23 protein-coding genes and 1 pseudogene are annotated in these 26,837 nt (G+C 60.1%); 12 read left to right on the forward strand and 12 right to left on the reverse strand.

The window, feature by feature from the left end; genetic code table 11:
- The first annotated feature begins 43 nt into the window (after nucleotides 1–43).
- From aqpZ to HDG34_RS31820, 3 genes are all read left to right on the forward strand, one after another.
- A complete protein-coding gene (gene aqpZ, locus HDG34_RS31810) occupies nucleotides 44–784 on the forward strand; it encodes an aquaporin Z (protein WP_184065992.1) in 741 nt (246 codons plus the stop codon).
- Nucleotides 785–957: 173 nt separating this feature from the next.
- The gene (locus HDG34_RS31815) at nucleotides 958–1,725 is read left to right on the forward strand and encodes a histidine phosphatase family protein (protein ID WP_184065995.1); all 768 of its coding nucleotides are present in this window, start codon (nucleotides 958–960) and stop codon (nucleotides 1,723–1,725) included.
- A gap of 287 nt (nucleotides 1,726–2,012) precedes the next feature.
- The gene (locus HDG34_RS31820) at nucleotides 2,013–2,306 is read left to right on the forward strand and encodes a PXPV repeat protein (RefSeq protein WP_018418797.1); all 294 of its coding nucleotides are present in this window, start codon (nucleotides 2,013–2,015) and stop codon (nucleotides 2,304–2,306) included.
- Between the two features lie 101 nt (nucleotides 2,307–2,407).
- Here HDG34_RS31820 and HDG34_RS31825 read toward each other — a convergent pair whose 3' ends face one another.
- Entirely contained in the window at nucleotides 2,408–3,229 is an 822-nt protein-coding gene (locus HDG34_RS31825) for a Cof-type HAD-IIB family hydrolase (RefSeq protein WP_184065998.1), read from the reverse strand.
- A gap of 47 nt (nucleotides 3,230–3,276) precedes the next feature.
- Nucleotides 3,277–4,167 (reverse strand): BadF/BadG/BcrA/BcrD ATPase family protein, encoded by an 891-nt coding sequence (locus tag HDG34_RS31830; protein WP_184066000.1) that lies wholly within the window; start codon nucleotides 4,165–4,167, stop codon nucleotides 3,277–3,279.
- A 140-nt stretch (nucleotides 4,168–4,307) separates the two neighbouring features.
- Between HDG34_RS31830 and HDG34_RS31835 the strand changes: the two genes are divergently transcribed.
- Complete coding sequence (locus HDG34_RS31835; protein ID WP_184066003.1) at nucleotides 4,308–4,904, forward strand: DNA-3-methyladenine glycosylase I; 597 nt, start codon at nucleotides 4,308–4,310, stop codon at nucleotides 4,902–4,904.
- Nucleotides 4,905–5,066: 162 nt separating this feature from the next.
- Nucleotides 5,067–5,416, forward strand: a pseudogene (locus tag HDG34_RS31840) (hypothetical protein).
- Between the two features lie 100 nt (nucleotides 5,417–5,516).
- Here the strand turns inward: HDG34_RS31840 and rpsU are convergent.
- The 3 genes from rpsU to HDG34_RS31855 form a co-directional block, all read right to left on the reverse strand.
- Complete coding sequence (rpsU, locus tag HDG34_RS31845) at nucleotides 5,517–5,729, reverse strand: 30S ribosomal protein S21 (RefSeq protein WP_006050883.1); 213 nt, start codon at nucleotides 5,727–5,729, stop codon at nucleotides 5,517–5,519.
- 421 nt (nucleotides 5,730–6,150) lie between these two features.
- Nucleotides 6,151–7,092 (reverse strand): aldo/keto reductase, encoded by a 942-nt coding sequence (locus HDG34_RS31850; RefSeq protein WP_184066006.1) that lies wholly within the window; start codon nucleotides 7,090–7,092, stop codon nucleotides 6,151–6,153.
- Between the two features lie 442 nt (nucleotides 7,093–7,534).
- Complete coding sequence (locus HDG34_RS31855) at nucleotides 7,535–10,969, reverse strand: tetratricopeptide repeat protein (RefSeq protein WP_184066009.1); 3,435 nt, start codon at nucleotides 10,967–10,969, stop codon at nucleotides 7,535–7,537.
- Here HDG34_RS31855 and HDG34_RS31860 point away from each other — a divergent pair.
- A complete protein-coding gene (locus HDG34_RS31860; RefSeq protein WP_184066011.1) occupies nucleotides 10,968–11,165 on the forward strand; it encodes a hypothetical protein in 198 nt (65 codons plus the stop codon). The two genes, HDG34_RS31855 and HDG34_RS31860, sit on opposite strands and share 2 nt — an antisense overlap.
- Before the next feature lie 15 nt (nucleotides 11,166–11,180).
- On the opposite strand, the gene HDG34_RS31865 is transcribed toward HDG34_RS31860, so the two are convergent.
- The 3 genes from HDG34_RS31865 to HDG34_RS31875 form a co-directional block, all read right to left on the reverse strand.
- Nucleotides 11,181–11,480: a flagellar protein FliT gene (locus HDG34_RS31865; RefSeq protein ID WP_184051749.1), complete on the reverse strand. Its 300-nt coding sequence runs from the start codon at nucleotides 11,478–11,480 to the stop codon at nucleotides 11,181–11,183.
- 19 nt (nucleotides 11,481–11,499) lie between these two features.
- A complete protein-coding gene (gene fliD, locus HDG34_RS31870) occupies nucleotides 11,500–13,125 on the reverse strand; it encodes a flagellar filament capping protein FliD (RefSeq protein ID WP_184066021.1) in 1,626 nt (541 codons plus the stop codon).
- Between the two features lie 148 nt (nucleotides 13,126–13,273).
- Nucleotides 13,274–14,692 carry a flagellin gene (locus HDG34_RS31875; protein ID WP_184066022.1) on the reverse strand — a complete coding sequence of 473 codons (1,419 nt, stop codon included), beginning with the start codon at nucleotides 14,690–14,692 and terminating at the stop codon, nucleotides 13,274–13,276.
- Between the two features lie 414 nt (nucleotides 14,693–15,106).
- Here HDG34_RS31875 and HDG34_RS31880 point away from each other — a divergent pair, with 414 nt between their 5' ends.
- Nucleotides 15,107–17,239, forward strand: a complete 2,133-nt coding sequence (locus HDG34_RS31880; RefSeq protein ID WP_311734892.1) for a tetratricopeptide repeat protein — start codon at nucleotides 15,107–15,109, stop codon at nucleotides 17,237–17,239.
- Nucleotides 17,240–17,269: 30 nt separating this feature from the next.
- On the opposite strand, the gene HDG34_RS31885 is transcribed toward HDG34_RS31880, so the two are convergent.
- On the reverse strand, nucleotides 17,270–17,566 hold the full coding sequence (locus tag HDG34_RS31885) for a hypothetical protein (RefSeq protein ID WP_184066024.1): 297 nt from the start codon (nucleotides 17,564–17,566) through the stop codon (nucleotides 17,270–17,272).
- A gap of 284 nt (nucleotides 17,567–17,850) precedes the next feature.
- Between HDG34_RS31885 and HDG34_RS31890 the strand changes: the two genes are divergently transcribed.
- Nucleotides 17,851–18,990 (forward strand): tyrosine-type recombinase/integrase, encoded by a 1,140-nt coding sequence (locus HDG34_RS31890; protein ID WP_184066025.1) that lies wholly within the window; start codon nucleotides 17,851–17,853, stop codon nucleotides 18,988–18,990.
- Here HDG34_RS31890 and HDG34_RS31895 read toward each other — a convergent pair.
- Together HDG34_RS31895 and HDG34_RS31900 are read right to left on the reverse strand one after the other, a co-directional pair.
- Nucleotides 18,980–19,318: an Ig domain-containing protein gene (locus HDG34_RS31895; protein ID WP_311735650.1), complete on the reverse strand. Its 339-nt coding sequence runs from the start codon at nucleotides 19,316–19,318 to the stop codon at nucleotides 18,980–18,982. The genes HDG34_RS31890 and HDG34_RS31895 overlap by 11 nt on opposite strands.
- A 104-nt stretch (nucleotides 19,319–19,422) precedes the next feature.
- A complete protein-coding gene (locus tag HDG34_RS31900; RefSeq protein ID WP_184066026.1) occupies nucleotides 19,423–19,986 on the reverse strand; it encodes a GIY-YIG nuclease family protein in 564 nt (187 codons plus the stop codon).
- 1,191 nt (nucleotides 19,987–21,177) lie between these two features.
- On the opposite strand from HDG34_RS31900, the gene HDG34_RS31905 reads away from it, so the two are divergent.
- The 4 genes from HDG34_RS31905 (at nucleotide 21,178) to glf (ending at nucleotide 25,948) form a co-directional block, all read left to right on the forward strand.
- On the forward strand, nucleotides 21,178–21,873 hold the full coding sequence (locus HDG34_RS31905; RefSeq protein ID WP_184066027.1) for a sulfotransferase family 2 domain-containing protein: 696 nt from the start codon (nucleotides 21,178–21,180) through the stop codon (nucleotides 21,871–21,873).
- Nucleotides 21,874–21,951: 78 nt separating this feature from the next.
- Nucleotides 21,952–22,896 (forward strand): NAD-dependent epimerase/dehydratase family protein, encoded by a 945-nt coding sequence (locus HDG34_RS31910; protein WP_184066034.1) that lies wholly within the window; start codon nucleotides 21,952–21,954, stop codon nucleotides 22,894–22,896.
- A gap of 46 nt (nucleotides 22,897–22,942) precedes the next feature.
- Nucleotides 22,943–24,790, forward strand: a complete 1,848-nt coding sequence (locus HDG34_RS31915; RefSeq protein ID WP_184066036.1) for a DUF4422 domain-containing protein — start codon at nucleotides 22,943–22,945, stop codon at nucleotides 24,788–24,790.
- 9 nt (nucleotides 24,791–24,799) lie between these two features.
- Nucleotides 24,800–25,948 (forward strand): UDP-galactopyranose mutase, encoded by a 1,149-nt coding sequence (glf, locus tag HDG34_RS31920; protein ID WP_311734891.1) that lies wholly within the window; start codon nucleotides 24,800–24,802, stop codon nucleotides 25,946–25,948.
- A 493-nt stretch (nucleotides 25,949–26,441) separates the two neighbouring features.
- Here the strand turns inward: glf and HDG34_RS40275 are convergent, their stop codons facing one another.
- Complete coding sequence (locus tag HDG34_RS40275; protein ID WP_184066038.1) at nucleotides 26,442–26,702, reverse strand: helix-turn-helix domain-containing protein; 261 nt, start codon at nucleotides 26,700–26,702, stop codon at nucleotides 26,442–26,444.
- Between the last annotated feature and the right edge of the window lie 135 nt (nucleotides 26,703–26,837).

Consider the following 26,837-nt stretch of genomic DNA (forward strand, 5'->3'; position numbering starts at 1 on the left):
ATGCGTGCTTCTGAAGTACCCATTCTTTTTAGGATCACCAAACATGCAGTTGTCAAAGCGCCTCGTTGCCGAATTGCTCGGCACCTTTTGGCTCGTGCTCGGAGGCTGCGGCAGCGCGGTCCTCGCCGCCAACTTCGCCGGGCCGGTTCACGGATTGGGCATCGGCTTCGTCGGCGTGTCGCTGGCCTTCGGCCTGACCGTGCTGACGATGGCTTTTGCGATCGGCCACATTTCGGGCTGCCACCTGAATCCGGCGGTGAGCGTCGGACTGGCCGTCGCCGGCCGATTTCCGGTGCGCGATCTTCTGCCCTATGTCGTCGCGCAGGTGGTCGGCGCGGTGCTCGGCGCATTCGTGCTGTCGCTGATCGCGTCGGGCAAGCCTGGCTTCGACCTGGTCGCGAGCGGCTTCGCGACGAACGGTTACGGCGAGCAATCGCCGGGTCACTACTCGCTCGCCGCTGCCTTCATTTGCGAAGTGGTAATGACTGGCTTCTTCCTGTTCGTGATTCTCGGCGCGACCGACCGCCGCGCGCCGGCCGGCTTCGCGCCCATCGCGATCGGCCTGTGCCTGACGCTGATCCATCTGGTCTCGATTCCTGTCACCAACACGTCGGTCAATCCGGCGCGCTCGACGGGCCCGGCGCTATTCGTCGGCGGCGTGGCGATCGATCAGCTGTGGCTGTTCTGGGTTGCGCCGATCATCGGCGCGGTGATCGCAGGTGTCGTCTATCCGCTGATCGCTGAGGATCGCAGCAGCGATGCGCGCAAGCTGGCGCTCGACTGACGGCCAGTTCGACGCCCCGGTCTCGCGATCGTCGCGTAGTCGGCATGAATGGGCGCCTCGGCGCCCATTATTCATTGCGCTCGCCAATGCGATATGAATGCCGCGCCGGCCGCGTGCCGGTGGGCACCGCTGCTAGAATCGGGCGACTTCCCAACCTCGCACAGGTGCTTTCGATGAACCGTTTCCGCGGATTCCTGCATGGCGTCGCACTGTCGCTCGGCGGCGTGTGCGTCAGCACGATGGCGTTGCCGGCCGCGTCCGCGGCGACGAACATGACGACCGTCGTTGCGACCGCGGTCCCCGTTGTTGCCGCGGCGGGCGGCAATATCGAAACCCTCGTATTCGTTCGACACGGCGAGAAACCCGCGCAGGGGTACGGCCAGCTAGACTGCCAGGGGCTCAACCGCGCGCTCGCGTTGCCGGCCGTGATCGCCGCCAAATTCGGCAAACCCGATGCGATCTACGCGCCCGACCCCGCCCAGCAAAAAGACGACGGCGGTCATCCGTACTATTACGTGCGCCCGCTCGCGACGATCGAACCGACCGCGATTCAATTCCAGATGCCGGTCCAAACACCGTACGGTTTTGCGCAGATCGACCAGCTCGGCAACGCGCTCGTCGACCCGGCCAATCGCGGCAAGCTGATCGTCGTTGCCTGGGAGCACAAGCTGATCGAGAAGCTGTTGCGGCAGATGTTGAGCGCGCATGGCGGTCGCGCGGCCGACGTGCCGAAATGGCAAAGCGACGACTTCGACAGCATTTACATCGTCCGACTCGACTGGCAGAACGGCACGCCGCGCGCGAGCTTCAAACACGATCGCGAAGGGCTCGACGGGCGGGCAACCGATTGCCCTTGCGCGGCCTTGCCGGGAGTGTCGACATCTTCGGCAGGGGCGGCCTCTTCCGCAACTTCGGCCGCTTCGGCGCCCGCGGCGGATTAATTGAGCAATACAGATGTAAGCCGTGTTTACGTGCGCTGGCGCGGCAAGCGGCGAGCGTGCGCGACCAGCCGCCTGCCGGCTTGAATTGATCCGCCGCAAAGCCCCGTGCGGCGCGGCTGCAAGCGAAGTAAGGTATTTGCGCGCAACGTCCGCGCGAGCGTTTTTTCTAGCTTCGATGACTTCGACGATGCTTGCAGTCCGTAACATCTGGTCGCAGTCCAGCCCACCTCGAGTGCGTACATTGGCCCTGTGCGACAAACCTACGTCGCCTCACAGGAGAGACCAACATGAAACGCATCGTCACTCACTTGCTGGTTGCTGCCGGACTCGCGGCGGGCGCATGCGGCGTCGCGCAAGCGCATACGGATCTGAGCGTCGGCCTATCGCTCGGTGCCCCGGTTTATGCCGCGCCCGCGCGCGTCTACGCGGCGCCGGAGCCGGTGTACTACGGCGGCTGGGATCATCGCTACCCGCGCGGCGACTACTACCGCGACTATCACCGCGATGACCGGGGCTGGGGTCACGACAACCGTCGCTGGGGTCATGACAATCGAGGCGAGCACCGCGGCTGGCGGGATTGACGAGCGCTAGCGGAGCGCACGCTGCGCGCTTCGCGAGCAACTGTTGCGGCCCGCATCCACGCGAGTGGATGCGGGCCGCTTTCAATCGCAGTGACTACGGTTCAAGATGCCAGTTCGTCGTTGAGCGCAAACAGTTTGCGCAGATGATGCGCAACACCCGCCTCGAAATTGTTGCCGATGCGCGGCACATGCGGCAGACGGGTGATCAGATCGGGATTGGCGTTGTTCATCATGAATGGATGGCCGGCCGTCTCGAGCAGATCGATATCGTTCATGTTGTCGCCGAACGCGACGCAGTGCGACGCGTCGACACCGAGACGCTCGAGCACGATCTGCAGGGCGCGCCCCTTCGACACATTCGCGGTCATCACTTCGAGACAATCCGGCAATGAATACGTCACGTACAGTCGTTCGCCGAAGTCGCGTTCCAGATTGGCGGCCACCTGCGCGAGATCGGCGGGATCGCCGATATACAGCGCCTTGGCAATGTCGACGCCATCGTGCTTCGGCAGGTGGGTCACTTCGTACGTGAAGCCGGAATCCTGGTGAAATTCCAGCAGATGGGGCGCGTCGCGGTCGATGAGCCACGCCTCGTCTGCAAACAGACTGACGATCACTCGACCATGCGCGCCGACAATTTCGGGCTGCACGAGACGCTGGACGATCGCCGGCGGCAAATCGTCGGCGTGGATCACCGTGTTGTCAGGCGCGTGAATGCGCGCGCCGTTCGACGTGATCAGATACGGATTGATGCCGAGCAGATCGCGGATGCCCGCGACGTCGCAGTAATGCCGCCCGGTGGCGATCACGAACTGCAGCCCGTCGCTTTCGAGCTTGCGCACCGTGGCGACCGTGAACGGGTCTACCTGGTGATCAGCGTTGAGCAGTGTGCCGTCGAGATCCGTGGCGATGACTTTATACATGATGAGTCCGGCGGCTGAACCGTCGAGGCAGCGTCAAAGCGGGTATTTTACAGGTCTCCTCGAGCCAGCCGCTGCGCCTCGCGCCGCGCCAGTTGCAAGCTGCCATGCGCCGAATCCGCCCGCGGCTCGCGCAGGCGCGCCTGATACGCCTGCGGCACGTACTCGCGCAACGGCATACCAAGGCCTCCGCATAACGCGACCGGCAGCGCGCCCGTCGCGTCCAGCGCGGCGATCATCTTGCCGACTTCGACGCCGGCCTCGCCGAGCAGCCGCGCCGCGAACGGATGTGCGCGGTGTTCGATCGCGATCGGCGCGAGCCGCGCGTAGGCAGTCTGATTGGCCGTGCACAGCCACACGACGAGACTGTCGCGATCCCGCGCGCCGGTATGCGCTAGCAGCGCTTGCGTGAGATCGTCGACGGCAACGCGGCCATCCAGCGCCTGTTGCGCGTGCACGATCAGCCGGAGGCCGAGCCACGCGCCGCTCGCTTCGTCGCCCGATGGAAAGCCGTAGCCGCTGGCCATGCGGAATTCGCCGTCGCTCGCGAGCGAAGCCGCGACGCTGCCGGTGCCGAGTGCGACGATCACGCCGGGCGCGCCGTCGTGCGCGCCGAGCAGGGTCGTGTAGGCGTCGGTTTCGACGGCCAGTCCGGCGAGCCGCGGCGCCTGCTGGTGAAACTCGGCGAGCCAGTCGCGATTGTTGACGCCCGCCAGTCCGCAACCGAGCACGCAGCGCGACCAGTCCAGCGCGACTCCGGCTCGCTCGAACGCTTCGCCGCAGGCGGCCTGAATGGACTGCCATGCGCGCGGGATGCCGAGCCCAAGGCCCGATGGGCCGCTTGCCGCTTGCGCCAGTTCGCGGCCCTGCGCGTCGCCGAGCACGACGCGCGTGCCGGTGCCGCCGCCGTCGACGCCGATCAGAAAGAAGTCGTGGTTCATCGAATCGAATCAGTTCCGTGGGTGAAAAACGCTTAGCGTGGCAGGTCAGTTTGAATCGCGCAATTAGCCGATTGGCCAGCTTGCGGCGTACACCGCTTCCGCTATGCTGGCGAACGACATGACCACGCGGGAGCGCGACAGTGACACAACGATGCAACTGGGTATCGAGCGAAGCGCTCGCACGGTACCACGACACCGAATGGGGTGTGCCCTCGCGCGACGACCAGCACCTGTTCGAGATGCTCGTGCTCGAAGGCGCGCAGGCCGGTTTGTCATGGTCGACGATCCTCAACAAGCGCATCGGCTACCGCCGTGCATTCGCCGACTTCGACATCGACAAGGTCGCGGCCTTCACGCCGAAGCACGTGGATGCGCTCGTCGCCGATGAAAGCATCGTTCGACATCGCGGCAAAATCGAGGCGGCCATCCTGAACGCGCGCGCTGTGCAGCAGATTCAGGCCGAACATGGCTCGCTCGCGAACTTCGTGTGGTCATTCGTCGACGACACGCCGATTCAGAACGAATGGGCTTCGTATAAGCATGCACCTGCGTCGACGGAAGTATCGGACGCGCTAAGCAAGGCGCTCAAGCGCTACGGCTGCAAATTTGTCGGTTCGACGATCTGCTACGCATTCATGCAGGCGGTCGGCATGGTCAACGATCATGAGACGACCTGCATGTGTCGTGAGCGATGCGTGTCGCTGGGCAAGAAGGGGCGTGGTCGGAAGGCGAGGTGACGCCACGGCGTCCGCGGGAGGCGCAAACGCGTGAATTGGCGCCCTTTCATGCGCGTAGTCGGCCCTTCGTCGGACGACGCACGGCGGATACTCGTCGCCATGCGCTCACGCGATGCGCGCTTAACAACAAATAACTACCGCCTCGGACGCGGGAGACCAACCATGAAAACACTTAGCTTCCTGACCCACCAGGACATTTACGATCAGTCCGTCACGCATCTGTTCGAACAGAAACGCGCTGCATTGCTACTGAGGGGCGGCGGCGCCTACCGCGGCTATTGCGGCGGCTGCCCGGTCGGCAACCTCCCGCTTACATGGATGTCGGCTTGGCCGCGCTGAAAAAAGCGCTGCTTCGCGCCCGCATCAACGTATACGACCCGGTGACCATCGCTTTGCTCAGTTGCCTGCAAAACGTGCACGACGTGTTCGGCACATGGGAGTGGCACGACCGGCTGGGCTCGATCGCGCGCGAGTTCGGGCTGTCGGCCGGGCGGCTGAGGAACGCGGCGTAACGGCTGCACGCAGGGGCAAAATCCGACGCCGCAAAAGCAAAACGGCGATGTGGCTTCTTTCGAAGCTCACACCGCCGTTCGGCGTATCTAAAAAGCGTGTTTAGTGCAGCTTTTTCGGCAGCATCTGGCTACGCAGACGCTTGTGCAGGCGCTTAACAGCTGCTGCCTTCTTGCGCTTGCGAGCCGTGGTCGGCTTTTCGTACGACTGGCGTTCACGCAGTTCAGCGATCAGGCCATTCTTTTCGATTGCGCGACGAAAGCGGCGAATTGCCACTTCGAACGGCTCGTTTTCCTTCAGAAGAATCGTCGTCATGTAATTCCTAACTCAATCACTAGATACGGGTTTAATTGCATGGCGGTAACCGCTCAGGTCACCACTCACGCGCCGGCCCTCCGGTCGCTCCGATTCATGGCCAGTAACAGGCAAACGCGAGGCTGATAAACAACCCCGGCCAAACCACGAATGAAGCGAGAGGCAAAGCGGCCACGGAGGCCGGAAAAGAGAGGTGGGGAGTTCTCACCGCGGAACGCGGACAGACGTAATGCAAAAGCCGCGTCTGTTGCCGTTTCGCCAACCTTTCATCAACGAAGAACACTGACGAAACAGGCAAAGATCTCAATTCACTCCCGATCATATCAGGAAACTCTCCATCCTACCAGGGGTTTACCGATTGCGCCAGGCTATTCCCTGGCGCGGATCGCCCCCCGCGTTGGCGGCCGAGGTGTTCGCCTTATCAGGCGCTCGCTTCGTCCAGCTCACGAATATCGTCGGCGGCGAGGGACAGCTGGACGGCCGCGACCAGGCTCTTCAACTGCTGGACCGAGGTTGCGCTCGCAATAGGGGCCGTAACGCTCGGGCGCGCGATCAGCCATGCAAGCGCGATCGCGGCCGGCGTGCTGCCGTGCCGTTGCGCGACGCGGTCGAGCGCGCCGAGAATCCGCAAGCCGCGCCCGTTCAGGTATCTTTCGACCCTGCTCCCGCGCGCCTTGCCGGCCAGATCGGCCTCGCTGCGGTATTTGCCTGACAGGAACCCGCTCGCGAGGCTGTAATAGACGACCACGCCGAGATGATTCGCGAGCGCCACCGGCTCGCTGTCGCTCTCGTATTGCGCGCGGTCGTACAGGTTGTATTCGGGCTGCAGCAACTGATACCCGGGCAGCCCGTGCTCGCGCGATACCGCGAGCGCTTCCTCGACGCGCGCGCCACTATAGTTAGACGCGCCGATCACGCGCACCTTGCCCGCCTCGATCAGCTTCTGATACGCACCGAGCGTTTCGGCGAGCGGCGTCGCGGTGTCGTCGTCGTGGGAGAAATAGACGTCGATGTAATCGGTTTGCAGGCGGCGCAGCGAGTCTTCGACCGCCGCCTGGATATTTGCGGCCGATAGCCCCTTGCGCTGCGGATGCTTCGACACCTTGGTCGCAAGCACGATCCGCTCGCGCTTGCCGCTCTGACGGAACCACTTGCCGAGGATCGTCTCCGACTCGCCGCCCTGGTTGCCGGGCACCCAGGCCGAGTAGACATCGGCGGTGTCGATGAAATTGAGTCCGGCTTCAACGAAAGCGTCGAGGATCGAGAAAGAGGTGGCTTCATCGGCCGTCCAGCCGAATACGTTGCCGCCGAACATGAGCGGGGCGACCTGCAACGAGGAAGTGCCGATCCTGCGTAGTTCCATGATGGCTCCAGGTATGAGTGGGCGAACGCAATGCGGGAAATGGCCGGGCAAACCCGGGACCGTTGAGCATACGCCGCCTCGCACTACGTTGCAGCCCCGGGCACGAAGGCTACGCCGCACGCCTCGCGCTTGAACGCGGTCGATACGTGGCGCAAAAGATGGCGCAATAGTTTGCGCACGTCTCAAGTTTATTCAGAACAACCACCGGCGCGATGATCTATAGGGTCAGGACAACTCGGCCAATACGACGACGCAAACGACCGGCACGTACACAGACGTCTCGGTAATTGTGGCCGGCTCCGTCTTGAGCGTCCCGATCTCGAGTACGCCCGAAGGACGGCGAGGCGTTCAGCGTGACGCCCGCCGATAGTCTGTCGCCTAAACTATCGCTCTACCCCACGAGCCCGCAACAAAGCTTTAGTTGACCGACCAGGCGCAATGGTCACTTCAGGAACGTCGACCATGCCTGGTGTTTGCGGTAGTACTGATCCTCCGCAGCATCCAGTCCGTTGTCCTTGTACCAGGGCAGATGCCTGCACGTGTACCGTCCACCGAAACGCACCGCAGCCAGATGAGTTTCGCGGCGGAAGTACCGCTTGTTGTAGACCGCAAAGGTCGTATCGATCGGCGCGCGAAAGATCGGGTCACCGTTGGCGCTCGCCGCGATCTGCTGTTGCCAGAAGCGTGCTTCCCAGTCGATCAGCCCATAGTTCTTCACGCCGTCCGACTGCATGATGGAGAGTGCTTTCTCGTCCATCAGCGCGGGTTGCGAGATGTCGAGAGCAAAGCCGGCCTTGCCGATTTTCAAAGCTTCCGTGGCGTCTATCAGGTCGAACAGGAAAGTATCGGGCAACTCGGGATTCAGTTCGAGATCGGGATCGGTAATGCAGAAAATGTCCGGCAGCCGGTGATAGATGACGTCTGAAAGCGTGAACGCGCGCGGCCCGACATTGTGGTCGAGCCGTGCGACGCTCACCGTATCCTGGATGCTGGCGAGGTAGTCGAGCATACCGGGGGCGCTCGATGCGTTGTCCACGACGATGAGATTGCGCAATCCTCTGCCTTGGAGCTGCGACACCATCCGGCGCAGATATGTGACGTTGTTAAAGGTCGGGATCAGAACCGGCACGTTGGCGATCAGGGCGCCGACTGGATGCCGGTATTGCCGGCTATCCGCCCTGAGCGCTGCCAGCTCGCTCGCTGGCTCAGCCCGGTTGACCGGCGCGATGCGCTCAAGATCGCTCACGTATTGTGAGACTCGGCTCAGTTCCTGGCGGATATTCCTGTCGTTCGGCAGCAGGGTATCGGCCATGCGCAAAGGCTCCAGTGCCTCAAAGGGTTTCCCTTGCTGCCGCAGCGACGTCGCCAGCATGTGCCATGCCTTGCCGATTTCTGGCAAGAGCGTGGTGAACTGGCGGGCTACACCTTCGGCCTCGGCAAACTGCTGCTTGTCGAGCAGGAGCGTGAGCGTATCGACGAATTCACCGGCCAGCGTGGCGCGCTGCTCGGGCGACAGGCCTGCTGGGCTGTCCCCGGCGGTGTGCGCATTGCTGACATGGGCCAGAACCTCGAAATGCTCAGGCTCAAGTCCATCGCACCACCGCTGCCACATGGTGCGAAACGCGCGCGAGGCGGCGTTGGAGATCGCGCCGGCGTCGATCACGACCGACTGTCTACAGTACTCGCGCAGTTCGCCGCGCACTACCGCGAGCGCTTCGGGGTCGGCGGCCAGCGCGGCGCACTTGCGCACGAAGTCGTCCTTGTCCTGCGCAACGAAGGCTGAGTCGAGCCCGAGGTGCGAGAGCCACCCCGTGCTGCCGCGGCTCGCCATCGAAACGCCGGGCAGGGTCATGGTGGGCACGCCCATCCACAACGCTTGCATGGTCGTGGTCGAATTGCCGAAGGGCAATGTGTCGAGACAGACGTCGATCAGATTGTGCTGCTGCAGGTAAGTCGAGACATTCCCGCGCTGCAGAAAACTGATACGGCTCAAGTCGATCCCTTCGCTCGCGAACAGCCCGGTCAGCTTGTCCATCTGCTCCCGTGCCGTAATCGCGCCGATGACCATGCGCGAATCCGGTACCTCGCGCAGCACGCGTGCCCAGAGCGCCACGACTTCAGGCCCGATCTTGACGATGCGGCTGAAGCTGCCGAACGTGATGAAGCCGTTTTTCAGGGCAGGTAACTCGTTGACGTCCGGCGCTTGCGGGTGCGGCTTGAACGGCGCGAGCGCCGGCAGGAACACGAGCTTTTCCGAGAACTGGCGCTCGAATTGTTCGAGCGGCGTGACAAAACGGTCCGACAGGTAATAGTCGACGGCGTCCAGCCCCGTCGTGGCCGGATTGCCGATCCAGCTCGCCTGGACCGGCGCCGGCTTGTGCGCGAAGGCCACGAGCCGGTTGCGGCCGGTATGGCCGGACAGGTCGATGAGGATATCGATGCCGTCGTCGCGGATCTTCTGCACGACTGCGTCGTCGCTCATGCCGAAGATTTCGCTCCACGTCTGCGCATGCACACGAATCTGCTCGGTGAAGCCGTCGGTCACCGCGTAGTTCGAATAGATGTGCAGTGACAGACTCGAATCGAGCGCCAGATGCTCTAGCACCGACAGGAAGAAATACGCAACCGGGTGACCGAGCAGATCGCCGGAAACAAAACCGACTCGCAGGCGCCGCGACGGATCGCGGTCATTGGTGTGCCGGGGCCGACGCGCACGCAGCGGCGCTTCGTGGCGCGCTGCAAACTCGCGGAACTCCGCGAATGCGCTGAGCGCATCGAGGTCCGGCTTGTGCATCAGGTTGAACAGCAGGTTGCTGTGGGTTATCGCCTGCATCGGTGCCAGTTCGAGCGCACGGCGGAAGGCGGTTTCGGCTTCGTCGTACAGACCATGCTTGAGTAGCGAGAGGGCAAACGCGTCGCACTCGATGGCGTCGTTCGGCGCCAGTTCCACGGCACGGCGGAGATGGACGATCCCCTCGGCGTACCGGCCCATCTCCTCTAAGGCGGTACCCAGGTTGCGATGTAGCACGGCGCTTTCGGGATATTTTTCGAGCGCCTGCCGGCAATGCGCTTCGGCTTGCTGATACTGGCGGGTGGTAATCAGCCCGTTAGCCAGCATCGTCTGGGCGGCAATGAAGTTGGGCAGCAGGCGGGCGGCGTGCTCGGCTGCCTCGACGGACTCGTTGTAGCGGCCCGTGCGTTGCAGGACACGCCCAAGTTCGTACCAGCATTCGCCATGCGACGGATATTGATGCGTCAGGCGGCGGGACACATTCAGCGCCGCTTCGAATTTCCCGCTGTTCAAGAGATGCTGGAGCTGGCGCATCTCCTTGAGGCTTGCGCGGCGCGTATCGAGCTTCACGCGCTCGTCCGGATCGGATGCCGCAGGGGGGCGCGAGTCGCTCCCGCTCGCATCAGTCTGGGGAGCGGGAGCGGTCGCAGCCTCGGGCTCCGGCGTGGCCGGGAGCGGCGCTTCTTCCCCATTGATGCGCGCGTGCAGCATCTGGACGGCCGCCTCGGGCAGGCCTTGATGCCGCGCGAGGTCGAGCACGACGCGCGCCGCCTCGGTCTGCTGGCTGGCGACTAGGGCGTTGAGGTAGTAGACCCAGATCTGCCCATTTTTCGGCATCTGCCCAAGCGCCGCCTCGAAATGCGGCACTGCTTCGGAGGGCCGCCCCGTTTGCACGAGCAGCACGCCGAGGTGGTAGTGCGCGTCGGGGTGATCGCTCGCGGCCTCCAGGACGGAGGCATAGCGCGCGGCCGCCTCGTCATATTCCTGCTGGCGATGATGTTCGATCGCGCTCTGCATGGTGAGCGCGATGTCGTGATTCTGCTGCAATTTGGCAGCAGGTGTGGCGGTGCAGAGGAAGGCGGTCATGACGAAGGCGCGCGTACGCGTCAAGAACTCGGAACGTTCGAATTATGGGCGGCGGCCAATTACGCCGATCGTCCGAGCTAGCGCCAAAACGGCCGCCAATTTGCCTTCGATGAACTCTCCGGGCAAGGAAACGGAAAAGAAAAAGCCCGCGCAAGGCGGGCCAGAGTACGCCATTGCGCTGCGAAGGACGCAATGAACCGTTGCTCCTGCTTCAGTACCGCGCCATGCTCAAATACTGCCCGGCGTTGCGGCTCGCCTGCATGCTCGCCTGATACTCGGCGCCCAGCACCTGCTGCGCGGCCTGCGCGGCCTCGACGATGCGGCTGTCGATCTCGTGGATCTCCTTGAGCCGCACGATGACCTCCTGCGGCTGGGGCGCGCCGAGCGCCGTCAGGAGGGGCGAGCGCTCGTCCGCGAGCTGCGCGGCCCGCTCCCACTCGCCAACAGCGACCGCCAGTTCGAGGTCTTTCGTTATCTGCCAGATGCGCTCGATCGGGGCGACGTTCTGCATGGCTCGCTCCTCGTCGCGCTCAGCTCTTGTTCGTGGCGAGCGCGCCTGCGCTGTTGGTGCCACCGAACAGTTGCGTGAGGTATTGCGAGTTGTTGTTCATCGTTGCCATCAGTGTGTTGAGCGCTGTGAACTGCGCGGTATACATACTGGTGAGCTGAGCCTGCCACGCTGTAAGCGTCGTCTGCTGGTTCGAGAGGCTAGTCAGGTCGGCGTTGATCGCGTCCGTACGGTTTTGAATGATGCCGCCGGACGAGGTGTAGTTTGTGATGCTGTCGTCCAGTTGCGCGGCGATGCCGTTGGTCGAATTGAACAGCGAGGCTACAACCGACTGGTTGTTCTGCAACGCATTGCTGAGCGTCGTGTCGTCCACCGACAGCGTGCCGTCCGCCTGGAGCGTAACGCCGATCGCGGCAAGCGTCGTCTGCGAGGTGCCGCTGCCCACGCCGCCGCTCACGATCTTGGCGAGCTGGTTCTGGATCGTGCTCAACGTGGAATCGCCGATTAGCACGCCCTGCGACGTCGAGTTCGCGTTGTACGCCGTCAGCGCCCCCATCGTCGTGACGAGCGTGTTGTAGAGGCTGACGAAATTGTTGATCGCCGAGGACTCCGCGCTGGTGTTCTGCGCGATCGTGAGCGTCTGCGTGGTGCCGACCGCCGCTGCCGTGAGGTTCAGCGTCACGCCGGACACGGCCGTCGTCACGGAGTTCGAGGAGCTGGTTACGCCCACGCCGCCGAGCGTGAAGTACGCATCCTGGGCGGCCTGCGTCTGGGTCCAGCCTGTGCCGGTAATGGTCGACTGGCTGGGGTTGTAGGTCTCCGGGTTGCCGTTGCTATCGAGAACCGGGTTGCCACTGCTATCCAGAACTTGAGCGGTGAGGTCGCTCGCGCTGGAGATCGCCTTGCCGTTGGTGGTCGTCACCGCGAGCTTGTTCAGGTCGTCGGTCGAGCTCGAATCGTTGATCGCGATGCTGATGCCGCTCGACGCGCCGGTCGAGGTCGATTGCAGCACGAGATGCGCGCCGTCCGCGCCAGTCACCACGGTCGCGACCACGCCGGGATTGTCGTTGGCCGAATTGATCGCCGATGCAATGCCGGCAATCGTGCTGTTCGAGCTATTCAGGGAAATCGTGCTGGTGTTGCCGTTGACCGTCAGGGCCATCGTGGCCGCACCGGAAGCCAGGTTTTTGGTCGAGCTGTAGCCCGCCGAGGTGAGCACTTGCGACGTGGCGACCTGCGCCACATTGAGCGAGTACGAACCTGCCACCGCGCCCGTGCTGGCTGTGGCGGTAACGCCGCTGCCGCTCAAGGTGGACGAGAACGAGTTGAGCGTCGCACCGTCGCTGAGCGGCTCGGCGGCGGCCTGCAACGCGGACAGTGCCGCGGAGAGCGTGCCGTAGGCCGAGATCAGCGTGTTGTCCGCAGTCTGCTCGGCAGCGATGGTCGCAGCCTGGCCGGCAGACTTCGAATTGACGAGCGCGGTGACGAGCGAACTTGTGTCCATCGACGAATTGGTCGAGCCGCTAATGATCGACTGGGCGGCTGCCTGCACCGTGGCGTTGGCGTCGGCTGTCGTGGTGGCGACTGCACTCGCGATCGCGCTGGTGGTGGATCCGGTTACGGTGGTCGATCCGGTTACGGTGGACATGAGGAGGCTCCGTGCGTCGGCAATGCCGGTTAAAGCGATTTAACAAGCGGGGTAACGCGGGAAAAGACAATCGGGAGGCAAGCCTCCCGACGGGTTTGCGTCCGGCGCGCATCGAGCCGCGCGCCGGCTGCCTGCAGCGGGAAGCGCCTTACTGGAGGAGCTTCAGGATCTGCTGCGGCTGCGAGTTCGCTTGTGCCAGCACCGAGATACCGGCTTGTTGCAGAACCTGTGCCTTGCTCAGGTTAGCCGTTTCTTGTGCGAAGTCGGCGTCCTGGATCGACGATTGTGCGGTCGACAGGTCGGTCGACTGAGCTTGCTGCGTCGTGCCGATTGCGCTGAAGCGGTTTTGTGCCGCGCCGAGCGTTGCTTGCAGGTTGTTGACAGCGTTCAGCGCGTTGTCGATGGTCAGCATTGCTGCCGAAGCGCCGTCCTTGGTCGAGATGTCGATCTGCGAAACCGTGTTCGACTGGCTCAGCTTGTCGATGGTCGCGCCCATTGCGTCTGTAGTCTTGCCCGCAGCATCGAGATTCGGGTTATCGCCGGCCACTTGATTCGCGGTCGCGATAGCGCCCGTTACCGCTTCGACTTCGGTCGCCATAGTTGCGCCGGTGTCGCCAGTCAGCGTGGTGTTGCCGTTGCTGTCCGTACCAACAGTACCGCTGGTGAAGACTGCGCTAGCAACAGCGTTAGTCAAGGCCTTACCGTTCTGGTCCGTGAGCGTGAAGCCGCCCTTACCGTCGGCAATCACGTTGATCTGCGAGACAGTAGCGTTCTCGCTGCCGTTCGTATTAAGCGTCCACGTCTGCGAAGCATCACCTGCTGCAGCCGGAAGCGCGGCGCCACCGGTCACTTCGGCCGCGGGGGCATTCGCGAAGGCCGTGATCGTCGAAGCATCGGTGATGGCGTTACCGTTTTGGTCCGTGTACGAGACCGAATTCGTAGCGTTGTCCCACGAAGCCGTGACCGACGTGATACCCGCAGCCGCCGCAGCAGCGCCCGTGCTATCCAGCGAGACCGAGAACGAGCCGAGCGTGTTGCCCGCTGCCGGAACGCCGCCGCCAATCGAAGCAGCGGACATCGACTGCGAGAGATTCAGCGAGATCGACTGACCGACGTTTGCGCCGACCTGGAACGACACGTTGCCCAACGAGCCGTCGAGGACGTTCATGCCGTTGTACGTCGTTTGCGACGCGATACGGTTGATTTCCGAGACTTGCTGGTTCACTTCCTGTTGAAGTGCAGCACGGTCGTTGTCGGTCATCGAACCGTTAGCTGCTTGCGTAGCAAGCTGGCGGATACGCTGGAGCGACGAAGTCAGCGACGACAGACCCGACGATGCCGTTTGCACCATCGACGTACCGTCGTTCGAGTTCGACACACCCTGGTTCAGACCGTTGATCTGGGTCTGCATGATGTTCGAGATCGCAAGACCTGCTGCGTCGTCTGCTGCGCTGTTGATGCGCTTGCCCGACGACAGCCGCGTGATCGCTTGCGACAGTGCGCTACCCGAGCCGGTCAGGTTTTGTTGCGCGACGAGCGAGTTGGTGTTGGTGTTGATTCCGAGCATTGAGATTCTCCTGATGGGGCTATCGGCCCAGTAACGGCAGCGGGTTCGTTGGCCTGCCGCCTTGTTTGTGATTACGACCCCACCTGGAAAAACTTTAGCTACCTTGTTGATGCGACCCTCTGGGCTGACGCCCTTGCCTCGCCCGCGTGCAGTGGGGAGGCGCTTTTCAAGATGGGGGACGCCAGGCTTCGTCCTTCGGCGGCTTAAGGCTCGCAGGCGTCGAAGCCACTTCGCGTCGCAATGCTGATTGAGCATCCGATCGCCCTTGATCTGCACCCGGCCTTACGGCTTCGAAAGACAAAGCCCGCGCAGCACGTCATCGGTCGAATTGAACCGAGCTGCCAGCTCAATTCGGGCCGCCGCCGCGCGTGCGCATGCCTTAAGCTGCGAATCCACAGCCCCTCTACGACGACCGTGACCGCTACGAGCCCACTTGCCCCCACGCGCCAGCACATTCTGAGCGAAGCCACTGCCCTCGGCGCCACCGGGCAGTTCGCCGACGCACTGGCGCTGCTTGCACCGCTCGTCGGCGCGAAGGCCACGCCCGAGGACGCGGAGCACGCCGATGCGCTCAACCTCGCGGCCATGTGCGCCACGGGTGTGGGCCAGCCCGCGCGGGCGCAAGCTCTATGGTTGCGCTGCATTCAAGCGAAGCCGGATTTCGCCGACGCGTATCTGGGGCTCGGAGCGATGCTCGCGACCCTCAATCAGCTTGCCGAAGCGGAAGCAGTTTACGGGCGGCTTGCCGCGATACGCCCCGATGACGCCGATGTCCATAGCAATCGCGGGATCGTGCTGCACCGTCTCGGACGGCATGACGCGGCCCAGGCCGCGTACCGGGTGGCGCTCGCACTTCGCCCGGACCACGTCGACGCGAACTACAACCTCGGCATCGTGCTTCATGAACAGCGCCGCCTCGACGAAGCGGAGGCGGCCTATCGCACAGCGCTCGCCGTGAATCCGCAATTTGCCAAGGCGAACAACAACCTCGGCAATCTGTTGCGCGAACGCGGCCGGATCGAAGAGGCTGAAGAAGCGTATCGGCAGGCGCTGCTCGCGCACCCGCAATATCCCGAGGCACTGAACAACCTGGGGGCGCTTTACAGGGCGCTCGGCCGGCTCCGGGAAGCCGAGCTGGCTTGCCGCCTCGCGCTTCAGATCCGCCCCGCCTACGCGGACGCGCTCAACAATCTCGGCTGTGTGCTCACCGAACTCAAGCGCCTGCCCGAGGCGGAGAGCGCCTACCGGCAGGCGCTCGCGTTGCGCCCCGCCTTCGCCGAGGCGCACTACAACCTCGGCTGCGTCCTGCACGCACTGGACAAACTGATCGATGCCGAATGCGCGTATCGCGAGGCGCTTCGGCTCGCGCCGAACCGCGTCGGAGCGGCCAATAACCTGGGTTGCACGCTGCTTGCGCAAGCGCGCCTGCCCGAGGCTCTCGCGGCGTTTCGCCACGCGCTCACGTTGCGCGCCGACATCGCCGAAACACACTTCAACATCGGCAGCATCGTGAGAGAGCTCGGCGACCCGGAGCAAGCCGAAGCCGCCTACCGCCGCGCGCTCGCGCTGCGCCCCGACTACGGCGACGCGAAGTTCCGTCTCGCCACGCTGCTCATCGGCATGGGCCGCTTCGAAGAAGGCTTTCTCCTCTACGAATGCCGCTACGAGATGGCTGGGTTCGCGCATCACGCCACGCAGTCGATGCTGAGGTGTCCGCGCTGGCGAGGCGAGCCGCTCGCCGGCAAATCACTCCTCGTTTGGCAGGAGGATGGACTCGGCGACATGCTGCAGTTCGGGCGTTATCTGCGCCTGTTGAAGGCTCAGGGCGCCGCGCACGTCGCGTTTGCCTGTATGGCACCGCTACAACGCCTGTTCGCCGATGTCGATGGAGTCGACGCGGTGCTCAGTCATGACGAAGCCTCCGCGCGCGCCGGCGATTTCGATTGCTGGATCAGCGCCCTCAGCGCACCGCTGTATCTGGGCACGACGCTCGACACGATTCCGCCTCCCCTGCGCATCACCCTGGCCCCGTCGCGCGTCGAGCATTGGGGCGCGCGCCTTGCTGTGCTGGGCGCGGGACACCGGGTGGGTCTCGTCTGGAAGGGCAACCCGAAACACCACAACGACGTGCACCGTTCGCTACCGTTGCTCAACACACTGGCGCCGCTCTGGAGCCTGCCGGGCGTGAAGTTCGTGAGCCTGCAAAAGGGCGCGGGGGAAGACGAAGCGCTGTCATTCCCTGCGAGCCTCCCGATCCTGCCTCTCGGCGCAGATCTCGAAGACTTCACCGACACGGCTGCGGTCATCTCGCAACTCGATCTGCTGATCTGTGTGGACACTTCGACAGCACATCTGGCAGCCTCGCTCGGCAAACCATGCTGGGTGCTCTTGCCGGCACGCGACGTGGACTGGCGGTGGATGCACGGCCGTGACGACTCGCCGTGGTATCCCAATACGGTTCGCCTGTTCAGGCGAGGGCTGGATGAACCGTGGCCCGCAGTCGCGGAGCGCGTGCGACAGGCCTGCGCTGCGTGGTTCGGCGCGTGACATCAACGCCGCGCCTGCGCTGAAGTGAGGCTAGTCACACATGCTGCGAAACACCACGGCAGCGATCATAGGCGCGCAGAGCACGAGCAGCACCAAGGCATCGAGGCGAACCAGGCGGTGTCGCAGATGGGCCAGATGACGCAGCGGAACGCGGCGGCGGCCAGTTCGTTGCACGACCATGCCGGTCAACTGGTTCTGCAGGCCTCGGATTTCAGGGTGGCTTGAAGCGGCTTCCGGGTTCGCGCAGAAAGTTTTCCGGTCGTCGGCGTTGCTGGGGCGTGATGAGACCGGCAACTGATGCTGGAAGCACGCCATGTTGGAGCGCAAGACGTTGGTCCTGACGCCACGACAAAAAACTAAAGGCCCCAGGCTTTCGCCAAAGGGCCTTGTTTTATCGGGTTTTCTGCGAACCCGGCATCATGTCTAATCCTGGTGCGCCCGGCTGGGATCGAACCAGCAACCCCTGCCTTCGGAGGGCCGGAAGCGTCGTTCGCGGCGATCCAATGAAGTCTAGAAATTCATGCAAGCTACTGATTTTTAAAGAAAGTTATTTCATTGACGTCCGGCAAGGTGCATCATAGAATTTCCGTACCGTTTACGTACGGAATGCCATGAGCGAATCAATCCAATCGAAGACTTCACGTGACAAACTTCAACCGCGCCGCGAGCCCTACTTCTCTAGGCTCCAGACCGGCCTGTACGTCGGCTATCGCAAGCTAGTGCAAGGCGAAGGCAGTTGGATAGCGCGTCGACGGAACGACGAAGGCAAGCAGGAGTATCAGAAGCTTGAAGGGTGCAGCAACTACGACGAGGCAGTGAAAGCGACCCTCGAATGGGCCGAAGCGATCGATTCAGGTGTTAGATCGAAGAGCATGGCTGTCAAAGAGGCGTGCGAGCACTACGTAAAGCACCTTGCACTCCACAAGGGAGAAAAAAGCAAAGGAGACGCAGAGGGTCGTTTCAAGCGCCTCGTGTACGGAACGAAAATCGGAAAGGTCGAGCTATCGAAGCTTCGCACATCGGACCTCAACTCATGGCTTCTGGCTCAGATCGCACTCGATGAAGACGAGGCTGAGGACGAGGATGACTTGCGGCGTGCGAAGGACAGCGCAAATCGCAACCTCGCCTCGTTGAAGGCGGCGCTAAATCTTGCGTTGCGTGACCGCCTGGTTGCGACGGACGCGGGTTGGAAAACGGTCACGAAATTTAGAGACGTAGGCCGCAGGCGACAATCCTTCCTGCCGACCGATCAACGGAAGGCATTAGTCAACGCGTGCCACTCCGACATACGGCAGCTTGTGCTGGCCATGCTGCTCACAGGGGCACGCCCGGGTGAGCTAGCCAACGTGTGCGTGAAGCACTTTGACCGGGAACAAGGCACGCTCGCCCTCCAAGGAAAGACGGGCCACCGGATCGTTTCGCTCTCGTCGTCCGCAATTGCTTTCTTCGATGCGCACTCGAAGGACAAGATAGCAAATGCCCCGATGCTCACAACAGAGTTCGGTCAACGCTGGAACAAGGATTCGTGGAAGAAGCCATTCAAGGCAGCCGTGGCCGCCGCGAACCTTCCCTCCTCAGTCGTCATGTACTCGCTCCGGCATACCGCAATTAGCGAAATGATCGCGAACGGTATAGATAGCTTCGAGGTCGCCAGAATGGCAGGCACCTCTACCGAGATGATCGACAAGCACTATGGTCATCTTCGGCACGACAAAATGCGCGCAAAGCTCGACGCAATCGCTATGCTGTAGCCGTCATATCGTGAGCGCGAGCAAAGGTCAGTGCCCTCGGAAGAAGACCACAGGCCGAGACCCAGGGCGTCTGTGATAGGCTCTTCGGCGATTCGTGGTGTCGGCTGATTGTTTCAATCTCAAAAGGCAATATGGACAAGAAAAAATTGCGGCCTGTGACCGTGAAGAGCGTTTGGCCTTGGGCCTCCGACGGTGTGCCGCTGATGATCCCGCTCTGCGCATTGATGCTCAGGCCGACCGGGAGCCGTGGTGAGATCGAATACTGGGAGATTTCACCACCGGTGGACTGCCGCGTGTTATCCACGATCGGCTCACTGACGGTATACACCGGAGCCGGGTCCGAATAGGTCAGGCTCGGACAATGGCAAATATCGCAAGCTAAATGTCCACTTGCTAGACGCGGGATGGCACGGACTGGCCCTGTGCGCTTCTTTACCAGCGCGTCGAGCTTCTGCGTTTCTGCCCAGCAAATTCGAGGATCTGTTCGCGTGCGGTGACGGCCGCTTCTGCGGCTTCGCGAGCGAGCGTGGACGAGCGGTCGGCCGTGGGTCGCGCTTGTGGACGTACCGCAGAGGGATCGAAGGGCCGTCGTTGCTGCGGCTGTTCGATCGGCTGTGCGCGGCGGGCCTGCGCTTCAGCCGTGGCGGCCTTCTGTGCGGCTTGTTCGATGTCTTTCTGAAGCTCGCTTCGGGTCTCCAAGAGGAGATTGGATCCTGCAATGCGTACAATTACTTGAATTGCGTGGCTCACTGTACATCTGAACCATTCCTTTCCCTCGTTCAGGTCGGCAAGGGCTAGATGAACACGCTGTTCGACCTCGTAGGGCTGAAACACCAGTGCGTCAAATTGAACCTCGTAGGGATGCGGTGCGCCCGTGCCTCCCAAGTCCTCAGCACGTGTGGCCGGATCTTTTGTGGAAAATCCAATTTTTATCAGACCTGGCATAGCCTTGTTGGTAATGACGTAAACCCAGCCTCTGCCTCGGATTGTTTTCATAGTTCTTCGAGTAGCATTCCAGTAAATGCTGTCTGTGAACGTGCCTGCGTCTTCGCGGACCGTGTCTTCCAACCACTTCGAATTTCTCTTTGCCGCCTGAAGACCCTGCGCGCTCCGAGCTGACGTCATAATGCAACGGTCGGAAGCGATTCGAAGGTGCGCTAGTGCACGGTTGGAACGGCTAACGGCTCGGTCTGGACAAGCGGATGACCGGTGTTCATGCGCCAAGCGATGGGCGTCGGGAGGGTGGGGGATCCCATACAGGCGATTGCCGATAAAGCGGGAGTTTTCCGGTTGTGATGCTGGCAGAGCCGCAATCACCTTGATGATTCCGAGTGGCAACACTGGCCATGAGCTGCCTCCGATCTGTTGCTGGCGACGGATGACTGTTCTCGGTGACGACAGGCGCTTGTCGACCCACTCCGGCCAGTGAATCCTGCACCATCGAATAGACAACTTCGCCTTGTACAGCGGTCATCCGCGAGAAGCTTCTAGCGAGCCCATCTATTTGATCGTTTAGAATAGAAGCCCGACACACATTGGGCGTGAGGTGCGGTCGCTGAGCGAATTAGGGGTTGCACCGTCGAATCAGGCGTACTGCTTGGTCAGTAACCGGCGGCCTGCTAGGCTGGCACGTTGTCAACTGGACCTCGACTGCGCTCGCCGCAACAATCCCTCCGCTTCTAAATCGGAGACCCTAGTCTGAGTACCCACCTATGACCAAAACTGGCACGCCCCCGCTCGCTTTTACTGGTCGAGCGCCTGAGAACACTGCGGCGAGAATCGCCAGACGGCCGGCCAGGACGCGCATAGCTTTGTCCCAAGCTGAGCAGTTCAAGTCCATTCCTCGGGGAAAACTATTTGTGCTGGCGGCATTTCTGAGGGTTCGCGAGTCACATCGAGTGGCTTATGCCGTGTGCGAGATGATCCCGCCAGCCATTCCGGTCAAAGCGCCGATCTCCTTACTGCAGAGGATATTATTCCCCGTAACGGCGTGTTCTGCAGGACGCGTCCACCTCGAAAGCCATTTTAGGAACTTGCTGGACCTGAGGCGAAGCAAGCTTGCGCTGTGCTGTGCTGACGCGGTTGCGTAATCGGCTGCGAGCGTGTGTAGTTAGGGGTTGTGCCAGATTAGTCTACGGTGCGAATGAGTAGATCTGAATAAATTAGGTCGGTATTGCAGATATGACAATGTTGTACTTCAAAGAACACAAATTGCGATTCATTCGCATCCCAAAGAACGCGTGTTCAACGGTAATCAATAGCTTGGGCTTTACCGAGGTCGGAGGCAGAAATCCACATCGAATCGGTGATCCGTTTGTTGAAGAAGCCTCTGATGCGGGTGACTGGCCGTGTTTGGCGGTTTTGCGGGATCCTTATGAACGGGTGGTTTCCGCATATCTGAATAAGTTCACGGAACTCGAAGAACTGTGCGTGCATGAACTGATTGAATATATCTGGCGTGCTCAGCGAGGAAAAGTTCGCCCGTCGTCGACTTCGTCCATCACGTTCCGGGAGTTCGTAACTCACCTTTGCGTGTTTCCTGATGAACAACTGGATCCGCACTGGCGTAGTCAATCTTCCTTTTTGAGGGAAGCGAAACCTACAAATTACCTGTGGATGGATGCCTTGGCCGAACAATGGGCGAGCAACCCCCTCCTGAAGGATATCGCCCTCAAGACATATGCACCGCACGCGACGAAGTCGGCTCTGCATGTCGGTGAGAACGTTCTGGATGTGAATGGCGAAGCATTTCTCGGTTTTAAAGAGATTTGCGGATGTTTTCCTTCTTCAAGTCAATTTCGTGATGATGAGTTAGTGAATCTCATTGAAAGACGATTTGAGGATGATTATAAATTAATTGACTTGGTTTTTAAAAAAGATTGACTGCGGTAAGATGGGAAAGCGCGTCGCCTAAGGCCAAAGTGGCGACGGTTAATAAAATATTCCGGTGGATTCAAAAAAATGCGAGCGTTAATTACTGGCGGCTTCGGCTTCATTGGTTCACATTTGGCTCTTCATCTAATCCAGAAAGGCTGGAATGTCACAGTGGTCGATCTGGAAGGAGCCACGCCGTGCATCCCCCTGCCGATGGACAAGCTCACGGTCGTCAGTGGTAAATATTACGATCCAGAAGTGCTCGTGCAATGCTGCAACGATATCGACGTCTGTTTCCATCTTGCATCGACGGTCGGTCCAGCGGTGTCGAATGAAAAGATTGCCTTCGACATTGAAACCAATTTGATTGGAACGGTTTCGCTGCTGGATAGTCTTTCTCCAAAGCAGGTTCGCCGATTCGTGTACATCTCTTCCGGCGGCACGGTCTACGGCAACGTGCAGGCTGTTCCGATTGCAGAGAGCCAGCCTGGGTCGCCAACCTGCTCATATGGAATCGTAAAGAAGGCGGTCGAGGACTACCTTCATCTTTACAGCAAAATTAAGGGGATTCGTTATAACGTAGTTCGCCTTGCTAATCCTTACGGGATCGGTCAGCGATTAAATTATAATCAAGGTGCGATTGCGAATTTTATCGGTAAGATAATTAACAACGTTCCAATTGAAATATGGGGAGATGGCTCGGTTGTTCGGGACTATATCTATATCGACGATGTGGTGCGCGCAGTAATCGCGACAGCAGAGAGTAGCGTTGAAAACGAGATATTTAATATTGGTTCCGGTTCTGGATTGTCGCTCAACGGTATAGTAACGATATTACGTCAGGATTTCGGTTTGTCGTCTGAGGTAAAGTATCTCGGATCGCGAAACGTGGATGTTCCAGTCAATATTCTTGATATTGGAAAGGCTAGGGAGAAGCTTGGCTGGCACCCGCAGATAGATATTAAAGCGGGGATCGAGGCCACGCTAGCCTGGGCGCGCGAACAACGAGCGTGCCAAGCAATATGTTGTTAAAGTCAAATGCAGAACTGGTCGAGTGCCGATTCGAGAGTCGCCTTAAATGAAAATATCATTTTATATAAATTATTTCAATTCGGCTTATATGGTGAAAAGCCGGATCATGAAACCGATACAGACTGGCTGCGCTTTATCCAAGCACGATCTGCCCATGCTGAAGGACAACACGGGAGATAACATCTCCGTAAAAAACGCATCGTATTGCGAGCTGACTGGGCAGTATTGGGTTTGGAAAAATGAAAAAGATTCAGATTATGTAGGCTTTGCCCATTATCGACGCCTGTTCGATTTTTTCCCCGAAAGGACAGACCGAGTAGTTGATTCCAGTGGGCTAGTGATCGAGGATCGTATTTCACCTGACGCGTTGGCCCGATATGGCCTGACGGATTTGGCTATCGAACAGTGCGTTGCGGGCTTCGATATTATTGTACCTGAGCCGTGGAACGTCACAGCATTCGGTGCGAAGTCAATTCACGACCAGTACAAGGGTGCAGCCCATCACCACATCAAGGATCTCGATTTGGCTGGTGAGATAATCTACGAAAAATGCCCGGAATATTACCCTCACTTTCAAAAAGTAATGAAATCTGAGGCGGGATTTTTCACAAACATGTTTATTTTCCGGCGAGAGATATTCGAAGAATACTCAGCCTGGCTGTTTCCGCTGCTTGGAGAACTAGAAAGTCGAATTGACGTATCTAGTTATGGTGCGGCTGAGCGTCGCGTTATCGGCTATATAGCCGAGCGCATGGTCGGTGTTTTTGTCTCCAAGAAACTGGCTGACGCTAGCGATCTTAAGGTTAGATACCTGCGGCGCTTGTTTTTCAGAGATACGTCAGTGTCGGCTTCGTGTCCGCCGCTTCCAGTGACGGATCTCAAGCCCGTTTCCGTCGTCGCCGCGACGGATTCGCACTACGTGGCGCATATGGCAGCCCTTGTGGCTTCGGTTTTCTCAAATGCAGATCGGAATCGTTTTATAGATTTTATGATCCTGGACGGCGGGATGACCGAACTGGACCGGCGCGGGTTGCGTATTCTCGAGAGTCTTCATCCTCACGCCAAGATCTCATTTATCGACATGTCGATGCATTTTCTCGACATCGACCCGCACATGTATTTCACGCGGGCAACGTTTTACCGTCTGGCGTTGCCAGAGATCCTTTACAACCGGGACAAAGTACTGTTTCTTGACACGGATGCGGTGGTCTTGAAAGACGTTTCGACTGTGTTCGATACTGAAATCACTGATAAGGCCGCCGCCGCTGTCAAAGATGTGATCATGGCGTCGTTCGTCACGATGGGTGTTCGTTCGATGGCGGAAACGGGTGGCCATCCGACGGCCAAGTATCTGGCGGACGTTGTCGGTATGAAGTCACGCTACGACGAATATTTCCAGGCTGGGCTCATCTTGTTCAATCTGGCTCGTCTGAGAGACAACAAATTGTGCGACAAGATGATCGCCGACTTGCGCAGAAACCGTTACTGGTTTTTGGACCAGGATATTTTGAACAAATATCTGGTTGGTGAGGTGACGTTCCTCGACCCAATATGGAATAGCGTAAGCCTGCCACCTGGGCACGCTACGACGCTCCCGGCCGATGTTTACGACGCGTATCTCGAGTCGCGGAAGGACCCCGCAATGCTCCACTACGCGGGCGCGATCAAACCGTGGAACGATCCGCAGTCCGAGTTTGCGCAGTATTACTGGTTTTATTTGCGAATGACACTTTGGTACGAACAGCGGTTACTGAAACTCAACCCGTCGGCCCCCAGTGTTCTGCGCGGCGTGACTCTCAAACACAGCGTCGCCTCAGCAGTCTGGAGACGTTTGCCGAAATTTGTCAAGCGTGCAGTTTTCCCGCTGGCAACGAGACTCGATCGACGATTATAGGAACTGAACATGGAAAAAATTATTGTTGTTGGCGCCGGATTGTCCGGCGCGGTAATTGCACGCCAACTCGCCGAAAGTGGAGTAATGGTCACGGTCGTGGAATCACGCGACCACGTAGCGGGAAATTGTCATACCGAGCGGGACGAGCAAACCGGGGTTCTTGTGCATATGCATGGCCCTCACATCTTCCATACCGATAACGAACTGGTTTGGAGTTATGTCAACCGCTTTGCCAAGTTCATGCCTTACGTGTGCAGGGTCAAAGCGACGACGGGCGGCAAGGTTTATGGCCTTCCCATCAACCTGCATACGATCAATCAGTTCTTCGGCAAGACGTTCGATCCGAAAGAAGCCAAGCAGTTTATCGAGTCCCAGTCAGATCAATCTATTGACGAAATCCGCAGTTTCGAGGATCAGGCGTTGCACTTTCTTGGGAAAGACTTGTATCACGCGTTCTTCCGAGGATATCCGCTCAAGCAGTGGGGCCTGCCTCCGAGCAAGCTTCCGGCGTCGGTACTGAAGCGTTTGCCCGTCCGGTTCAATTACGACGACAACTACTTCAATCACCAGTACCAAGGCATTCCTGAGGAAGGGTACACCGTCATGGCGGAGCGAATCCTCGACCATGAGAATATCGAGGTTCGACTGAACGAGAATTTCGATCGGGAATCTGCCGGCCAGTATGCTCATGTATTTTTTAGCGGCTCGCTGGATAGCTGGTTCGGTCATGAACTTGGCCGTCTTGCATACCGGACTTTGCGATTCGAATCAATTTACGACACGGGTGACTACCAAGGGTGCGCAGTAATGAGCTATCCGGAAGAGGACGTGCCATACACGCGCATTACCGAACATAAGCACTTTGCACCTTGGGAAACCCATGAGCAGACGGTTGTGTTCAAGGAATTCAGCAGCCTCGCCGAGCCTGGAGACACACCGTACTATCCAATCCGTCTGGTCGAGGACAAGGCGCTTTTAGGCGATTACGTCAAACTTGCCGAAGCGCAGCAGAACGTGACCTTCGTTGGCCGACTGGGTACATACCGCTATCTGGATATGGACGTGACGATTGCAGAAGCCCTCAAGACGGCCGATGTGTTTCTTAAGGCAATCGCAGAGAAAAGGCGGATGCCGGCGTTTGTCGTCTCTCCTCTTTAAATTGTAGTCAGCCGAATTTGACTCGACAGACAGTGTCGGTTCATTTTGTCATTCCTGACTTGATGGCTGTCGTTTGGGGGCGAGGAGAAGGTCAAGCCCAAAGCCGCGGTGCGGTGCGCCAAAGGCGCAGGCTTGAGGTTCCACTTGCCCCGGAGAATCATTCCCATGGTCGGGCCGACCAGACGATATCTCCGCTGACATTGTCTGGCCGGTCGAGTATCGGTATATCGCCGCCAGTTGTTTCACCCTTGTGATCGTTTGTGTCACACAGAACGCACCTTTCCGAGTTGATAGCCCGACGCGTGGATGGGGGGCGGCAGCTGTCTGGTGTGAAGCCGACGTTTGAACGTCACTTTGCGCTCGCGGACGAACGGCAGTAGATGGCCGTTCTGAGACGCCCCGCAGCGTGCTGAAGCAGGAAGCCTAGCCGGCATCCCATGAGCCGGAACAACCCAAGCTTTGCAACCGGTTGCAAAATCGGGCGGTGGCCACTTCAGCCAATCCCTTGCTTATCCGAACGGGCGCGTAGGCGCATGACAGTTTGGCGGCTCGTGTTCAATTCACGGGCAATGGCTGAAACGGACTGCCCCTCCGCAAGCCGTGCGCGCGCCAACGCCTCTGGCCTGTCGTTGAGCGCACGGGGACGACCCAGCACCTTGCCGGCGTCTCTCGCGCACGCAATTCCTGCCGCCGTCCGCTCCAACAGTAGGTCGCGCTCGAACTCTGCTACAGCAGACAGTACCGACATCGCCATCTCCCCGCAGAACTCATCCCGACCCGCAACTACGGCCGGTTGTTAGCGGCGGTGTAAAAGCGCCACCAGATGGCGGCGCAAGGTTGAATAAATGCGCCAACAACAGGGGGCGGTTACGGCCCGCTGTTGTTGGGT

Source organism: Paraburkholderia sp. HC6.4b (genome assembly GCF_014200875.1).
GTDB classification, from domain to species: domain Bacteria; phylum Pseudomonadota; class Gammaproteobacteria; order Burkholderiales; family Burkholderiaceae; genus Paraburkholderia; species Paraburkholderia tuberum.

Excerpts from the sequence above, each read along its gene's own strand:
- HDG34_RS31865 (WP_184051749.1), bottom strand. The coding sequence starts at position 11,480 with ATGCAGAACGTCGCCCCGATCGAGCGCATCTGGCAGATAACGAAAGAC.
- HDG34_RS31905 (WP_184066027.1), top strand. The coding sequence starts at position 21,178 with ATGTTGTACTTCAAAGAACACAAATTGCGATTCATTCGCATCCCAAAG.
- HDG34_RS40275 (WP_184066038.1), bottom strand. The coding sequence starts at position 26,702 with ATGGCGATGTCGGTACTGTCTGCTGTAGCAGAGTTCGAGCGCGACCTA.
- glf (WP_311734891.1), top strand. The coding sequence starts at position 24,800 with ATGGAAAAAATTATTGTTGTTGGCGCCGGATTGTCCGGCGCGGTAATT.
- HDG34_RS31825 (WP_184065998.1), bottom strand. The coding sequence starts at position 3,229 with ATGTATAAAGTCATCGCCACGGATCTCGACGGCACACTGCTCAACGCT.
- HDG34_RS31900 (WP_184066026.1), bottom strand. The coding sequence starts at position 19,986 with ATGAAAACAATCCGAGGCAGAGGCTGGGTTTACGTCATTACCAACAAG.
- HDG34_RS31890 (WP_184066025.1), top strand. The coding sequence starts at position 17,851 with ATGAGCGAATCAATCCAATCGAAGACTTCACGTGACAAACTTCAACCG.
- HDG34_RS31830 (WP_184066000.1), bottom strand. The coding sequence starts at position 4,167 with ATGAACCACGACTTCTTTCTGATCGGCGTCGACGGCGGCGGCACCGGC.
- rpsU (WP_006050883.1), bottom strand. The coding sequence starts at position 5,729 with ATGACGACGATTCTTCTGAAGGAAAACGAGCCGTTCGAAGTGGCAATT.
- HDG34_RS31855 (WP_184066009.1), bottom strand. The coding sequence starts at position 10,969 with ATGACCGCCTTCCTCTGCACCGCCACACCTGCTGCCAAATTGCAGCAG.
- HDG34_RS31850 (WP_184066006.1), bottom strand. The coding sequence starts at position 7,092 with ATGGAACTACGCAGGATCGGCACTTCCTCGTTGCAGGTCGCCCCGCTC.
- HDG34_RS31820 (WP_018418797.1), top strand. The coding sequence starts at position 2,013 with ATGAAACGCATCGTCACTCACTTGCTGGTTGCTGCCGGACTCGCGGCG.
- HDG34_RS31910 (WP_184066034.1), top strand. The coding sequence starts at position 21,952 with ATGCGAGCGTTAATTACTGGCGGCTTCGGCTTCATTGGTTCACATTTG.
- HDG34_RS31915 (WP_184066036.1), top strand. The coding sequence starts at position 22,943 with ATGAAAATATCATTTTATATAAATTATTTCAATTCGGCTTATATGGTG.
- aqpZ (WP_184065992.1), top strand. The coding sequence starts at position 44 with ATGCAGTTGTCAAAGCGCCTCGTTGCCGAATTGCTCGGCACCTTTTGG.
- HDG34_RS31875 (WP_184066022.1), bottom strand. The coding sequence starts at position 14,692 with ATGCTCGGAATCAACACCAACACCAACTCGCTCGTCGCGCAACAAAAC.
- HDG34_RS31815 (WP_184065995.1), top strand. The coding sequence starts at position 958 with ATGAACCGTTTCCGCGGATTCCTGCATGGCGTCGCACTGTCGCTCGGC.
- fliD (WP_184066021.1), bottom strand. The coding sequence starts at position 13,125 with ATGTCCACCGTAACCGGATCGACCACCGTAACCGGATCCACCACCAGC.
- HDG34_RS31860 (WP_184066011.1), top strand. The coding sequence starts at position 10,968 with ATGACGAAGGCGCGCGTACGCGTCAAGAACTCGGAACGTTCGAATTAT.